The organism is Streptomyces sp. P6-2-1, from assembly GCF_050613165.1.
In the GTDB taxonomy this organism is placed as follows: Bacteria; Actinomycetota; Actinomycetes; order Streptomycetales; family Streptomycetaceae; genus Streptomyces.
The window spans coordinates 7000083-7014174 of record NZ_CP192513.1; the positions used below are offsets into that span (position 1 = coordinate 7000083).

The 14092-nt window shown below is 72.9% G+C and carries 9 protein-coding genes; 5 read left to right on the top strand and 4 right to left on the bottom strand.

The features are described from left to right. Window positions 1-128: 128 nt before the first annotated feature. Window positions 129-4004 (bottom strand): GH92 family glycosyl hydrolase, encoded by a 3876-nt coding sequence (locus tag ACQYWQ_RS29410; protein WP_431038840.1) that lies wholly within the window; start codon window positions 4002-4004, stop codon window positions 129-131. 512 nt (window positions 4005-4516) lie between these two features. Here ACQYWQ_RS29410 and ACQYWQ_RS29415 point away from each other — a divergent pair. The 3 genes from ACQYWQ_RS29415 to ACQYWQ_RS29425 are packed head-to-tail and all read left to right on the top strand — an operon-like array spanning window position 4517 to window position 6613. Then, entirely contained in the window at window positions 4517-5647 is a 1131-nt protein-coding gene (locus ACQYWQ_RS29415; RefSeq protein ID WP_431038841.1) for a glutathione-independent formaldehyde dehydrogenase, read from the top strand. A gap of 41 nt (window positions 5648-5688) precedes the next feature. After that, complete coding sequence (locus tag ACQYWQ_RS29420; RefSeq protein ID WP_431038842.1) at window positions 5689-6015, top strand: plasmid stabilization protein; 327 nt, start codon at window positions 5689-5691, stop codon at window positions 6013-6015. Between the two features lie 25 nt (window positions 6016-6040). Next, on the top strand, window positions 6041-6613 hold the full coding sequence (locus ACQYWQ_RS29425) for a type 1 glutamine amidotransferase domain-containing protein (protein ID WP_431038843.1): 573 nt from the start codon (window positions 6041-6043) through the stop codon (window positions 6611-6613). 143 nt (window positions 6614-6756) lie between these two features. Here the strand turns inward: ACQYWQ_RS29425 and ACQYWQ_RS29430 are convergent, their stop codons facing one another. After that, window positions 6757-7917 carry a CaiB/BaiF CoA transferase family protein gene (locus ACQYWQ_RS29430; RefSeq protein ID WP_431038844.1) on the bottom strand — a complete coding sequence of 387 codons (1161 nt, stop codon included), beginning with the start codon at window positions 7915-7917 and terminating at the stop codon, window positions 6757-6759. A gap of 233 nt (window positions 7918-8150) precedes the next feature. On the opposite strand from ACQYWQ_RS29430, the gene ACQYWQ_RS29435 reads away from it, so the two are divergent. Continuing rightward, window positions 8151-9332 (top strand): acyl-CoA dehydrogenase family protein, encoded by a 1182-nt coding sequence (locus ACQYWQ_RS29435; RefSeq protein ID WP_431038845.1) that lies wholly within the window; start codon window positions 8151-8153, stop codon window positions 9330-9332. Window positions 9333-9350: 18 nt separating this feature from the next. On the opposite strand, the gene ACQYWQ_RS29440 is transcribed toward ACQYWQ_RS29435, so the two are convergent. After that, complete coding sequence (locus ACQYWQ_RS29440; RefSeq protein ID WP_431038846.1) at window positions 9351-10856, bottom strand: PucR family transcriptional regulator; 1506 nt, start codon at window positions 10854-10856, stop codon at window positions 9351-9353. Window positions 10857-11091: 235 nt separating this feature from the next. Here ACQYWQ_RS29440 and ACQYWQ_RS29445 point away from each other — a divergent pair, with 235 nt between their 5' ends. Next, window positions 11092-12597: a purine-cytosine permease family protein gene (locus tag ACQYWQ_RS29445; RefSeq protein WP_431038847.1), complete on the top strand. Its 1506-nt coding sequence runs from the start codon at window positions 11092-11094 to the stop codon at window positions 12595-12597. 55 nt (window positions 12598-12652) lie between these two features. On the opposite strand, the gene ACQYWQ_RS29450 is transcribed toward ACQYWQ_RS29445, so the two are convergent. After that, window positions 12653-13831 carry a Cmx/CmrA family chloramphenicol efflux MFS transporter gene (locus ACQYWQ_RS29450; protein ID WP_431038848.1) on the bottom strand — a complete coding sequence of 393 codons (1179 nt, stop codon included), beginning with the start codon at window positions 13829-13831 and terminating at the stop codon, window positions 12653-12655. Between the last annotated feature and the right edge of the window lie 261 nt (window positions 13832-14092).

Genomic DNA, 14092 nt, shown 5'->3' on the forward strand with positions numbered 1-14092 from the left:
CGTCCCCGCCTCCGGCGCGGGCCGCACGCGACCCTGTCCCGCACACGACCCGGCCCCGGACCGCCACACGACCCGGCCCCGGACCGCCACACGGTCCGGGGCCGGGTCGCGACACGCGGCCGTCCCGCTCAGCCCAGCAGCTCGACCTCCGCCACGCGCGGCGCCGCCGCGCCCGTCCCGCCGCCGTCCGGCACGATCCGGTAGTGCCGGTACGTCCCCGGGTGCGCGACCGAGAACACGCGCGTCTGCTGGTCGTACGCGAAGGACTCGCCCCCGCGCTTGTCCAGGTCCCGCCACGAGGTTCCGTCCGCCGAGCCCTGGAGCACCCAGCCGCTCGGTGCCTTGGCACGGTCCGCCGACGTGAGCGTGTACTGGACCGCCTTCACGGCCTCGCCCACGGGCAACTCGTCCTGCGTGAGCGGCCCTTCGGTCGCCGAGGTGTTGTCCGTGAGCGGACCCTGACCGTCGAGCAGCGTGTCACTGCGGGGCTTCGCGACCGCGTCGCCCTGCGTGAGCGAGCGCGGCCCCGCGTTCTTCCCGCTGCCCCACGACGAGGGCTTCGGGCCCATGACGAACTCCAGCGTGCCGCCCTTCGCGACGGCGTCGCTCGGGAGCGCGGTGGAGTCCCACTTCTTGCCGTTGAGCCGCACGCTCTGCACGTAGATGTTCTTCGTGCTGTTGCCGCGCGCGGTGACGGTGAACTTCTTGCCGTTCTCCAGGCGCAGGGTCGCCTTCGTGAAGAGCGGCGAGCCGATCGCGTACTCCTGGCCGCCCATCACGAGCGGGTAGAAGCCGAGCGCGGAGAAGAGGTACCAGGCCGACTGCTCGCCGTTGTCCTCGTCACCGTGGTAGCCCTGCCCGATCGAGCTGCCCGAGTAGAGACGCGAGAGGACCTCGCGGACCTTCTCCTGCGTCTTGTACGGCTGCCCGGCCGCGTCGTACATGTACGCGGCGTGGTGCGCGACCTGGTTGCTGTGCCCGTACTGGCCCATGCGGACGTCGCGCGCCTCGGTCATCTCGTGGATGACACCGCCGTACGAGCCCGTGAACTCGGCGGTCGCGGTCTCGGGGGTCGAGAAGTACGTGTCGAGCTTCTTCGCGAGCCCGTCACGCCCGCCGTAGAGGTTCGCGAGCCCGTGCGAGTCCTGCGGCGCGGTGAACGCGTACCCCCAGCCGTTCGTCTCGGTGTAGTCGTAACCCCACACGCGCGGGTCGTACTCGTCGGCCGGAAGACGCCAGGAGCCGTCGGCCTTGCGGCCCTGGAAGAAACCGGCGTCCTTGTCGAACATCTTCACGTAGTCCTGCGCCCGGTTGAGGAAGTACTCGGACTCCTCCTTGTAGCGCTTCTCGCCGGTCTTCTTGTACAGCGCCTCGCCCATGCGGCCGATGCCGTAGTCGTTGACGTAACCCTCCATCGCCCACGACATGCCCTCGCCCGTGTCGGTCGTGGTGTAGCCGAGGAACGGCGAGGTCTTCATGCCCTTGCGGCCCACGCCCGAGGACGGCGGCACGACGGTCGCGTTCTTGAGCGCCGCCTCGTAGGCCGCCTTCGCGTCGAAGTCGACGCCCTTCGTGTACGCGTCCGCGAAGGCCACGTCCGAGGACGTGCCCGTCATGAGGTCCGCGTAACCCGGCGAGGACCAGCGCGAGATCCAGCCGCCGTCCTTGTACTGCTGCACGAAGCCGTCGACGAGTTCCCCCGCCTTCTTCGGCGTCAGGAGCGAGTAGGCGGGCCAGGTCGTGCGGTACGTGTCCCAGAAGCCGTTGTTCACGTAGACCTTGCCGTCCACGATCTTGGCCCCGGTGTGCGTCGCCGTGTCGGGGCCGGGCATCTCGGAGAACGGGCTCGCGTACTGGTACGTCGGCTTGCTCCCGCTCCCGGTGTTCTCGAAGCCGGAGTTGGGATACAGGTAGAGCCGGTACAGGCTGGAGTAGAGGGTCGTGAGCTGGTCCTCGCTCGCGCCCTCGACCGTCACGGTGCGCATGATCTTCTCCCACTGCGCCCGCGCGTCCGCACGCACCGCGTCGTAGCTCTTGCGCGCCGGGATCTCCTGCTCCAGGTTCGCCTTCGCCTGGTCGACGCCGATGAGCGAGGTCGCCAGGCGCAGCGTCACGGTGCGGTCCCGCCCCGCGGCGAAGCGCAGGTAGCCCTTGACGCCCGAGGAGTCCCCGCCGGTGACCTTCTTGTCGAAGACCCCGTACACGAAGAGCCGCGTGGCCCCCGTCGAGAGCCCGCTCTTGACGTCGGAGTAGCCGGTGACGGTGCCGTGCTCCTTGTCGAGCGTGAGCCCGCCCTGCTCCGAGACGTTGTCGAAGATCACGGAGGCGTCGTCGCCGGGATACGTGAAGCGGAGCGCCGCCGCGTGGTCGGTCGGGGTGACCTGGGCCCGCAGGCCGTTCTCGTACGTCACGGAGTACTCGTACGGCTTCGCGGACTCGTTCTCGTGCCGGAAGGGCAGCGCGCGCTCGGTGCGCCCGGTCGGCGGGGTGCCCTTGGCGAGCGAGGGCATGACCTGGAAGGTCTGCCGGTCACCCATCCACGGGCTCGGCTCGTGGCTCGCCGAGATCGCCTGCATGGTCGGCAGGTTGTCGGAGTCGTTGGAGCGCGCGTAGTCGTACAGCCAGCTCGTGGAGCCCGCGTTCGTGACCGGGGTCCAGAAGTTGAAGCCGTGCGGGACGGCCGTCGCCGGGATGTTGTTGCCGCGCGAGAAGTCACCGCTGGAGTTGGTGCCGCGCGTCGTGAGCGCGTAGTCCGAGAGGTAGGGCTTCGGCCGCGGCGCGGCCTGCTCCTTGACGCTGATGTCGTCGACCCAGCCCCGGAAGGCGTGCGGCCCCTTCTGCGCGTCGTACCCGAGGAGGACGCGGTCGATCGTCTTGCCCGCCGCCACGCTCCCGATCCGCGCGCTGCGGTCGTTCCACTGGTTGACGTACAGCGCCTTCGAGGCGCCCTGCCCCTGCGGGCTGAGCCGGAAGCCGAGCTGGTCCACGGCGTTCAGGTCGCTCAGGTACGTACCGTCCGTGAAGGCCAGGTCGACCGCGACGTACGTCGCCGGGTAGTCGAGGTCCGTCTCGGGCAGGGAGGGGAAGATCTTGTACGAGAGCACCGAGTCCTTGCGGACCTTGACGTTCACGTCGAAGACCTTGTTGTACGCGTACCCGCGCCCCTTCGCCCGGTGCGTGCCCGAGTACCGCAGCGCGTGCGTCCCTGTGAAGCCCGCGCCCGCTTTCGCGGTCGGCGAGCCGCTCGGGCCGTGGTCGACGAGCGTGCTCATGTCCCTGGGCGGCTCGGGATCGCTCTCGCCCGTGGAGAGCTGCACCTCGGCGAGCTGGATCGCGTCCGGGCCGCCGTTGTTCGCCGTGACATCGAGCCGGTAGTGCGCGTACGCGGCGGGCGTGCCACCGATCTCGTACGTCTTCGACTGCGCCCGCTCGGTGAACTTCTCGCCCGCGCGCGTGTCGAGCGTCTTCCACTCCTTGCCGTCCGTGGAGCCCTGAAGGGTCCAGTCGCGGGGGTCGCGCTCGTCGTGGTCATTGGCCGAAACGAGTGCGTACCGCGTGACGGGCTGCGGGGCGTCGAGGTCGAACTCCGCCCAGCCCTCGGTGTCGAAAGCGAGCCACTTCGTGCCGGGCAGGCCGTCCACGAGGTTCGCGGCCACCTCCCCGCCCGCCGTGTTCTCGCCGCTCGCCCGCACGGCCGTCACGTGGTCGGTGACGTTCCCCGGGATTCCGGAGCTGTAGGCGCCGTCGACGCCGGAGCGGCGCGGCGTGCCCGAGGCGTCGGTATCGGCGGTGCTGAGCCAGTCGGGCGCGTGCTCGCCGTCCTCGAAGGAGGAGGTGAAAGCGGTCTGCGGGCCGTGCGCGGCCTCGCGCGGCGCGGCGATCGCGCCCTGCGCCGTCCCCACGAGCAGCAGAGCGGCAGCCCCGAGGACCAGCCCGCCCGACCTGCGGCGGTGCGAAGGGGGTCTGCCCCCTCGGAGCGTCCTGGCCAAGGACCCGTGCGGCATCGGATCGTCCTCCCCGGCTCCGGGACACGGCCCGGAACCCACCTATGACAACGTTGTCAGGACCCTGTGCGGGGTCCGGCCCACCAGTAGGTCCCTGAGGGGGCCCAGGAATCAAGAGGCTGTACGGGCGGAAGTGAAGCTTGGCGTGAAAGCGACGGTGGAGGCGCCCGGGACACGGGGGCGGCGAGGGCGCCGCACGGGGGTGCGGGCGGGCCGGAACCCGCGTGCGGGACCCCGGGCTCGCGCGCGCCGGGCTCGCGCCCTTCGCGGTCCGGGACCTCCCGGCGGATGCGGCCCGAGGTGTGCGGGTGCACGGTGGAGGGAGGTGCCGCGAGGGGCGGCCGTGTCCTGTGTGCACGGGCGCCGCGCGGGCACCCGAGCGCACGACAACCGCACGCGAGCGGCCCCCGACGGCGGGCCACGGGACGCGAGGAGCCGGACGAGTCTTTCGGCGAGGCGCCCCGCCCACCCCGTACGACCGTCGCCGTTGGCCGGAATCAGGTGATCACGAGATGAAGGCACTCGTCTACGAAGGCCCCCGGCAGGTGGCGGTGGAGGACGTACCCGACGCCCGCATCGAACGCCCCACCGACGTGCTGGTCCGCGTCACGTCCACCAATATCTGCGGCTCCGACCTCCACATGTACGAGGGCCGCACGACGATGGAGCAGGGCCGCATCCTCGGCCACGAGAACCTCGGCGTCGTCGTCGAGACCGGCGACGGGGTGTACGGCGTGCACGTCGGCGACCGCGTCTGCCTGCCCTTCAACATCGGCTGCGGCTTCTGCGAGAACTGCGAGCGCGGCTACACGGGCTTCTGCCTCTCCGTCGACTCCGACACACCCGGCGGCGCCTACGGCTTCGCGGCGATGGGCGACTACGCGGGCGGCCAGGCGGAGTACCTGCGCGTCCCGTGGGGCGACTTCAACTGCCTCGTGCTGCCCGAGGACGCCGCCGAGAAGGAGAACGACTACGTGATGCTGGCGGACATCTTCCCGACCGGCTACCACGCCACCGAACTCGCGGGCGTCTCGCCCGGTGAGTCCGTCGTCGTCTACGGCGCGGGCCCCGTCGGCATCATGGCCGCCTATTCGGCCGTCCTGCGCGGCGCGAGCCAGGTCCTCGTCGTCGACCGCCACCCCGACCGGCTGCGGCTCGCCGAGGCCGCCGGAGCGATCCCCGTCGACGACAGCGAGGGGGAGCACATCGAGGAGATCCTGGAGCGCACCGGCGGCGGCGCCGACCGGGGCTGCGAGTGCGTCGGCTACCAGGCGCACGACCCGCAGGGCCACGAGAAGCCCGAGTCCACGATGAACGACCTCGTCGCCTCGGTACGGGCCACGGGCGGCATCGGCGTCGTCGGCGTCTTCCTGCCCCAGGACGACGGCGCCCCCACGGACCTCACCCGCGAGGGCAAGCTGCCGTTCGACTTCGGGCAGTTCTGGTTCAAGGGCCAGAGCGTCCGTACGGGCCAGGCCAACGTCAAGGCGTACAACAGGCAGCTCGCCCAGCTCATCCACCACGACCGCGCCCACCCCTCCTTCCTCGTCTCGCACGAACTCCCCCTCGCCGACGCCCCGCAGGCGTACCGCAACTTCGACGACCGCGAGGCGGGCTGGACGAAGGTGATCCTCAAGCCCTGAGCGGGGTACCCGAGACGCACGAACCGAGAGAGGTGAGCACCATGCCGGCAGGTTCCGACCGCAAACGCGAGCGCCAGTACGAGCACATCAAGGAGAGCGAGGAGCGGCGGGGCGCCTCCGAGGGCAGGGCCGAGGAGATCGCGGCCAGGACCGTGAACAAGGAGCGGGCCCGCTCCGGCGAGTCCCGTTCCGCGAGCAAGGTCTCCACGCGCGACCCGAAGTCGAGCTACGAGCGCGGTGGGCAGCGCTCGCACAGCGGCGCCGAGGGCCCCACGCGCGACCAGCTCTACGAAGAGGCCAAGAAGAAGAACGTGCACGGGCGTTCCGCGATGAACAAGCAGGAACTGCGCAAGGCCGTCGGCCGCTGAGCCCGCCCGAGGAGAGAGGAGCGTCATGGCGGAGAACACGCCCGACCTGAGCGGGCACAAGGTACTCGCCGTCGTCACGAACTACGGAGTCGAACAGGACGAACTCGTCGTCCCCGTGGAGCACTTGCGGGACGCGGGGGCGGACGTGACCGTCGCCGCCGCGGACGACGGGCCGGTCAGGACCCTCGTCGGCGACAAGGACCCCGGCAGGACCGTCCGGCCGACGGCGAAGCTCGCCGACGTCGACCCGGGGCAGTACGCGCTGCTCCTCGTCCCCGGCGGGACCCTCAACGCCGACTCCCTGCGCCTGGACGAGGACGCCCTGCGCATCGCCGGGGACTTCACCTCCGGCGGCCGCCCCGTCGCCGCGATCTGCCACGGCCCGTGGCTCCTCGTCGAGACCGGCGCGGTCAGGGGCAAGACCCTCACCTCGTACCCCTCGCTGCGGACCGACATCCGCAACGCGGGCGCGGCCGAGTGGGCCGACAAGGAGGCCGTCCGCTGCGACGCGGAGGGCTTCACGCTCATCACCTCGCGCAACCCCGGCGACCTGGACGCCTTCCTGCGCGAGATCGACGCGGTGCTGGCGGCGGCCTGACACCCGGAACGTCGGGGGCGTCCGGCGGGCGTTCGGCCCGGGGACGCCCCGCCGACTGCCGTGATGAGGGGACGGCCGCGATGAGGGGACGGCCGCGAGGGGCGACCGTCACGAGGGGGCGACCGTCACGATGAGGCGACCGGCTACCCCAGCCACTCCGCGAGAACGCCGTCGCGGTCGGCCCCGAGGCCGGGCGAAGGAGCCGCCTCGGTCGTCGGTGCCTCCGTGCCGAAGCGGACGGGCTGACGCAGGTACGGAGTGGGGCCCAGGACCGGGTGCGTGAAGGTGCCGAGGACGCCCCGTTCGCGTATCTGCTCGCTCCGCAGGGCCTCTTCGAGGTCCCACAGCGGGGCGCAGGGGACCCCTGCCGCGCGGGCCTCGGCGAGTGCCGTCCCTGTCGTTCGCGCGCGGGACCACTTCTCGGTGATCTCCTGGAGCGCGGCGAGATTGTCGGTGCGGGACGTGTCGTCCGCGAAGCGCGGGTCGGCGGGGAGGCCGGGGCGGCCCACGAGCGCGGCGAAGCGCGCGAAGACGCCGTCGCTCGCGACCGCGAGCGCGATGCTGCCGTCCGCCGTGGGATACGTGTCGAACGGCGAGGACACCGGGTGCCGGTTCCCGACGCGCCCCGGAAGCGCCCCGGTGGCGCTGAGCAGGCTCAGCGAGGTGACCTGGAGGGCGACGAGCGCGTCGAACATGGCGACATCCACGTACCGCCCCCGGCCCGTGCGCTCGCGCGCGAAGAGCGCCGAGCCGATCGCCCACGAGGCGAAGATCCCCGCCACGAGGTCACCCAGGGACTCGCCGACGCGCGTGGGACCGCCCTCGGGCGTGCCCGTGCCCGCCATGAGCCCGGACATCGCCTGCACGACGAGGTCGTACGCGGGCGCCTCGCGCAGCGGCCCGCTCTGCCCGAACCCCGAGATGCTCGCGTAGACGAGCCGCGGATCGCGGGTCCGCAGCGTCTCCTGGTCCACGCCGAGCCGCGCGGCGACCCCGGGCCTGAAGTTCTCCACGACCACGTCGGCCCGCGCGGCGAGCCGCAGCAGGAGCGCGTGGTCGGCCGGGTCCTTCAGGTCCAGGGCCAGACTGCGCTTGCCCCGGTTGAGCTGTGCGAAGTACACGCTCTCGCCCTCCTTGAAGGGGCCCAGGTGCCGTGCGTCGTCGCCGTGCGGAGGCTCGATCTTGACGACGTCCGCGCCGAGGTCGGCGAGCAGCGCCGTGCAGTACGGACCGGCGAGGACCCGGCTCAGGTCGAGGACCCGCAGGCCCTGGTAGGGGAGGTCGTCACGGGGCGGCGGCGTCATCGGGTGCCTTTCCTGCGGGGGCGGGGGAGGCCGTGCGGGGGCCTCGGGGTGGTGACGCTAGGCCGGACGCGCACCCTCGCGCGAGGTGCGTGTGCACAAGGAACCGGGCGGGTGCTGTGCGGGCGCACCTTGGCCGCCGGGCGTCGTTCGGCGCCCAATGGAGCGGTCGGCGGGGCCTGTTCCCGCCGCCCCCGCCCGACGCGCACCGCCCGTACCACCGAGGAGCACCGCACATGGCGCACACCGCATCCCAGGACCCCGCCGTCGAGGCGCCGACCTACGAACTCTCCGCGCTGCACCAGGAGTTCCGGGCGGCCGCGCGCGAACTCGCGCGCAAGGAGCTGGCCCCGCGCTCGGCCGAGGTCGACGAGCGCGGCGGTTTCCCGCACGACACGTACTCTGTCCTGACCGCCGCCGGGCTGCACGCCCCCGGTATCCCCGAGGAGTACGGCGGCGACGGCGTCGACGCGCTCGCCGCCGCGCTCGCCGTCGAGGAGGTGGCCCGCGCCTGCGCCTCCTCGTCGACGATCCTCACCTCGAACAAGCTCGGCGTCACGCCCCTTCTCCTGCACGGCACCGAGGAGCAGAAGCGCCGCTACCTGCCCGAGGTCGCCGCGGGCGAGGCACTCATGGCGTACGCGATCAGCGAGCGCGAGGCGGGCAGCGACGTCGGCGCGATGCGCTGCCGGGCCACCGAGGACGGCGGCGGCTGGGTGCTCGACGGCGTCAAGACGTGGATCACGTCGGCGGGCGTCGCGCGCTACCTGATCGTCTTCGCGGTCACGGACCCGGGCGCGGGCTCGCGCTCCGTCTCGGCCTTCGTCGTGCACGCCGACGACCCGGGCATCACCTACGGGGAACCCGAGCGCAAGATGGGCCTCAAGGGCTCGGTGACGCGCGAGGTCTACTTCGACGGGACCCGCGTCCCCGCCGACCGCCTCCTCGGCGCACGCGGCCGGGGCATGCGCGTCGCGCTCGGCACGCTCGACCACACGCGCGTATCGATCGGCGCCCAGGCCCTCGGCATCGCGCAGGGCGCGCTCGACTGCGCCGTCGACTACGTCAAGGAACGGCGGCAGTTCGGGCAGGCGATCGCGGACTTCCAGGGCGTGCGCTTCATGCTCGCGGACATGGCCATGCGGGTCGAGTCCGCCCGCCAGATGGTGTACGCGGCCGCCGCGCGCTCCGCGAGCCGTGCCCCCGACCTCACCTACTTCGGCGCCGCGGCCAAGTGCCTCGCCTCCGACACCGCCATGTCCGTCACGACGGACGCGGTCCAGCTCCTCGGCGGCTACGGCTACACGCGCGACTTCCCCGCCGAGCGCATGATGCGTGACGCGAAGATCACCCAGATCTACGAGGGCACGAACCAGATCCAGCGGGTCGTCGTCGCGCGCCACCTGCTCGGCGACTAGACCGTGCCGTACGAGGGTTCAGTCCGCGCCCTCACCGCCCGCCTCGCGCGCGTGGAGCGCGAGCCACAGCTCCATGCGGTCGTCGAGCCGGTCGAGCGAGCGCCCGGTCAGCTCCTCGACGCGGCGCAGGCGGTGGCGCAGGCTGTTGCGGTGCAGGGTCAGTGCCTCGGCCGTGGCCGCGGGGCGGGCGTCGTGGGCGAGGTACGTGCGCAGGGTGCGCAGGAGTTCCCCGCCGTGCTCGGCGTCGTACCGCAGGAGCGGTGCGAGCACCGAGTCGCCCAGTTCGCGCAGCGGCAGGTCGAGGTTGCCGAGGAGCAGTCCCGTCAGGCTCAGCGGCGCCGCCGTGCGCACCCCGGCCCCCGTGCTCCCCGCCTGCCGGGCCTCGAACCAGCCGAGCCTGAGCCCCGCGACCCCGGAACGCAGGGCACCGACCCCGACCCGTACCCCGGGACCCGCCGCGCGCAGCCGTTCCAGGACGATGTGCGCGGTGGCGTCGGCGTCGACGCCCTCGGGCACGAACACGGCGACGCTGTCCTCGACGAGCGCGGTGGGCAGTACGTCGCCGCCCCGGTCCAGGAGCGGGCCGAGCGTCCACGGCAGCGCGCGCAGCCGCGCGGGTCCCGCGGGGACGCGCGCGAGCACGACGGCGTGCGGGGCCGCCGGGTCGATGCCGTGCGCGGCGAGGCGGCGCCGGGCCTCGGCGTCGGGCACCGCGCGGTGCACGACGTCCTCCACGACCTGCCCGAGCAGCTCGCGGCGCCCCGTGAGCACGGCCTGCCGCCTGGCCACTTCGAGACCGAGGACGGAGGCGGCGAAGGAGAGCAGGTCCTGCCTCGCCGTGGCCCGCTCGGTCGCGAGCCGTGCCACGGGGGCCCCGTCGACCATGATGGGCGTGCCGGGCGTGCCGGGCGTGCCGGGCGTGCCGGGCGTGCCGGGCGTCGCGGGCGGCGGGGCTTCGGGCACCGCCGGGTGCCGCGCGAGGAGCCTCCCGTCGGGTGCCGTCACCGAGACGGCGCCCGCGTCCAGGTGGCCGTGCAGCCGCCGCAGCAGACCCGGCAGGCCGCGCCCGGAGAGCAGCTCGCGCAGCAGGGCGTCCTGCACGTCGGCTGTGCGGCGCACCTGCGCGTACCGCTCGGCGAAGACGCGGTCGGCGACCCAGCGGCTGATCTGCACGAACGGCACCTCGACGGGGGAGCCGAAGAGCGCGAGCCCCGCCCGTTCGGCCCGCTCGACCACGTACCCGGGCACCTCCTGGTGCACGAGCCCGGTGCCGAAGCCGAGACCCGCGACGGGCAGCGCGGCGAGCCGGCGCAGCAGTGCGTCCCACTCGCGCCGCGAGCGCTCCAGCATCCCGGTCGTGAGCATCAGCTCGCCTGCCCGCAGGAACGGCAGCGGATCGGGCAGCTCGGTGGTCGCCACCCAGCTGATCGGGCGGGGGCCCGCGTGGCAGTGCGAGGTGAGCGGGCGCAGGCGCAGGGCGGGCTCCGCGAGAAGGTCGTTGAGCAGGGCGGACACGTCGTACATGGTGACCGATCCGGCCCCGCGCCCGCGAGCTGCGGGGGTACGTACCGAAATGCCCGAGTGCGTAGCGCGGGGTTTTCGGCGCGGAAACGGCCGGAGTATTGACATCCATTCAACAGTCCATAGCCTGAATGGAAATATTTATTCAACGTGGGGGCCTCTTCGCGGGCTCCCTTTCGCCGTACGCCCCCAGCCGACCGGCCACCGCCTCTCGCCGACCGTCACCAGGAGCCCGCTCATGTCAGCTCCCCGTTCCACCGGCACCACCCCGCCCCCCGCCGCCGCCCCCGCCCCCGGCGGACTCGTCGAGCGCCGTTCCATCGAGGCCGTCCCCGACGCGGAGCGGCACGGCCGCCCCTTCAGCCAGTTCACGCTGTGGTTCGGCGCCAACCTCCAGATCACCGCCGTGGTGACGGGCGCGCTCGCCGTCGTCCTCGGCGCCGACGCCTTCTGGTCGCTCATCGCCCTGCTGCTCGGCAACCTGCTCGGCGGCGCCGTCATGGCCCTGCACTCCGCGCAGGGACCGCGCCTCGGCCTGCCGCAGATGATCTCCAGCCGCGCCCAGTTCGGCGTGTACGGCGCGATCGTCCCCCTCGTGTGCGTCGTCGTGATGTACGTCGGCTTCTTCGCCAGCGGCACCGTCCTCGCCGGGCAGGCGGTGGGCCACCTCACCCACCTCGGCGACGTCACGGGCATCGTCGTCTTCGCGCTCGCCACCGCGCTCACCGCCGTCATCGGCTACCGCGTCATCCACCGGCTCGGCCGCGTCGCGAGCGTCGTCGGCGCGCTCGCCTTCCTCTACCTCGGTATCCGCCTCCTCCAGCGCGCCTCGCTCGGAGACCTCCTCGGGGACCACTCCTTCCACCTCCCCGCCTTCCTCCTCGCGATCTCGCTCTCCGCCTCCTGGCAACTCGCTTTCGGCCCCTACGTCGCCGACTACTCGCGCTACCTGCCGCGCGACACCTCCCCGCGCGCCACCTTCTGGTGCACGCTCGGCGGCACGGTGCTCGGTTCGCAGTGGTCGATGGCCTTCGGCGCGCTCGCGGCCGCCGCGTCGGCCGGGGCCATCGCGGGCGACGAGGTCGGCTACGTGGTCGGGCTCGGCGGCACGGGGATCATCGCCTCCGTCCTCTACTTCGTGATCGCGCTCGGCAAACTCACCATCAACGTGCTCAACACGTACGGCGGTTTCATGTCGGTCCTCACCGGCGTGACCGGCTTCCGCGCCCAGCGCACGCTGAGCCAGCGGGGCCGTGCCGGATACGTCCTCGCGATCATGCTCGCCGGGACGGTCGTCGCGCTCCTCGGGCGCGGCAACTTCCTCGACTCGTTCTCGACGTTCCTGCTCTTCCTGCTGATCTTCTTCACGCCGTGGAGCGCGATCAACCTCGTCGACTACTACGTCATCGCCAGGGAGCGGTACGACCTCCCGGCCCTCTCCGACCCCAACGGCCGCTACGGCGGCTGGCGCTGGCGCGCGATCCTCACCTACGTCATCGGCATCCTCATCCAGCTCCCCTTCATCTCCACCGAGTTCTCCACAGGCCCCCTCGTGGAGCCGCTCGGCGGCGCCGACATCTCCTGGATCATCGGCCTGGTCATCCCGGCAGCGCTCTACGCGGTCCTGGCCAGGGGCGACCGCGCGGCCCGCGTCCCCGAGCGGATGATCTGGGGCACGCCCGACACCCCCGAACAGCCCGTGCCCGCGGCGGAGAAGGACGAGGGAGCCGCGCTCACCGGCTGAGCCGGGAGCGGACCCCGCGAGGTGAGCGAGTACACGCCCACCTCGCGGGCCGTGGTCACCGCTCGGGCAACTCGTGGCGCACGAGGGCCGGCAACCCGCCGCGGAGGTACGTGGCCGAGGCGAGGAGCAGCGCCGAGGCGACCAGGACGGCGCTCACCCACAGGGGGCCGCGCGGGCCGGCCGCCGTCGCGAGCGCGGGGCCGGACAGGAGCGGGCCGAGCGCCGCGCCGGCGTTGAGCGCCGTCGTCGCGCAGGCCCCGGCCAGCGCCGGTGCGCCCTGCGCCTCGTACAGGACCCGCGTGGCCAGCGTGCTGCCGAGGGCGAACGACAACGCGCCGAGGACGCAGACCAGCGGGAGCAGTGCGGCCGGTGCCCCCGCCCCGAGGGCGAGCGCGGGCCAGCCCGCGAGCAGCGCCGGGCCCGTGACCGCCACGACGAGTCCCGGACGCCGGTCCGCGAAACGGCCCGCGAGCGCGACCCCCGCGAACGACCCCGCCCCGAAGAGCATCAGGACCGCGGGGACCCAGCGCTCCCCGAGCCCCGCGGGACCCGTCACGACGGGCGCGAGGTAGGTGAAGCTCGCGAAGGTCGCCGCGTTGACCAGCGCGCCGACCAGCATCGTCACAAGCAGCGGCCCCCCGCGGAGCGCCACCGCCTCGGCACGGAGCCCCGGTCCGTTCGCTGTGCCGCGCCCTGTGGGCACCCCCTTGAACACACCGAGCGCGGCCGGCACGCACAGCGCGGCGAGCACCCAGAACACCGCCCGCCACCCGTACAGCGCACCGAGCACCGCGCCGCCGGGCACCCCGGCGACCGTGGCCACCGTCGTCCCCGCGAGCAGCACGGCGAGCGCGCGCCCCGTACGGTCCGGTGGCACGAGTGCGGCCGCCGTGGGCAGCGCGAGCGCGAGGAAACCGGCGTTCGCGAGCGCCGCGACCACGCGCGTACCGCACAGGACGGCGAAGCTCGTCGTGAGGGCGCCCACCGCGTGCGCGGCGCCGAACACGAGGACCGACGCGAGGAGACAGGCGCGCCGCGGCCAGGCGTGGGCGAGCGCGGCGACGAGCGGGGCGCCGACGATCATGCCGACGGCGAAGGCCGGTGTGAGCAGGCCCGCCGTCCCGACCGTGACACCGAGATCCGGTGCGAGGCCGGGCAGCAGGCCGGAGAGCATGAACTCCGAAGTGCACATGGCGAAGACGGCCAGGGCGAGGAGGTACAGGGCGAAGGGCATCGAGCGGCTCCGGGGGAGTGGCGAGGTACGAGAGGGCGTCTCGTCATCGCCGTCGGTCCCCGGAGCGGCGGAAGCGGCGGCTCAGCGGCTCACCGGGCCGGCGGTGCGGAAGCACGGCGGCACGACGGCGCGGAAGCGCACGGCACGGTGGTGCGGAAGCTCAGTGGCGCAGGGGGCTGACGGCGTGACCGAAAGCCCCCGGCCTGTCCGACTCGGGACTCGACATGCCGCGCACGATACCCCGGCGCCGCCGCGCGGACA

Coding starts and splice junctions, on each gene's coding strand:
- ACQYWQ_RS29415 (WP_431038841.1), top strand. CDS start 4,517: ATGAAGGCACTCGTCTACGAAGGCCCCCGGCAGGTGGCGGTGGAGGAC.
- ACQYWQ_RS29420 (WP_431038842.1), top strand. CDS start 5,689: ATGCCGGCAGGTTCCGACCGCAAACGCGAGCGCCAGTACGAGCACATC.
- ACQYWQ_RS29435 (WP_431038845.1), top strand. CDS start 8,151: ATGGCGCACACCGCATCCCAGGACCCCGCCGTCGAGGCGCCGACCTAC.
- ACQYWQ_RS29430 (WP_431038844.1), bottom strand. CDS start 7,917: ATGACGCCGCCGCCCCGTGACGACCTCCCCTACCAGGGCCTGCGGGTC.
- ACQYWQ_RS29440 (WP_431038846.1), bottom strand. CDS start 10,856: ATGTACGACGTGTCCGCCCTGCTCAACGACCTTCTCGCGGAGCCCGCC.
- ACQYWQ_RS29425 (WP_431038843.1), top strand. CDS start 6,041: ATGGCGGAGAACACGCCCGACCTGAGCGGGCACAAGGTACTCGCCGTC.
- ACQYWQ_RS29450 (WP_431038848.1), bottom strand. CDS start 13,831: ATGCCCTTCGCCCTGTACCTCCTCGCCCTGGCCGTCTTCGCCATGTGC.
- ACQYWQ_RS29410 (WP_431038840.1), bottom strand. CDS start 4,004: ATGCCGCACGGGTCCTTGGCCAGGACGCTCCGAGGGGGCAGACCCCCT.
- ACQYWQ_RS29445 (WP_431038847.1), top strand. CDS start 11,092: ATGTCAGCTCCCCGTTCCACCGGCACCACCCCGCCCCCCGCCGCCGCC.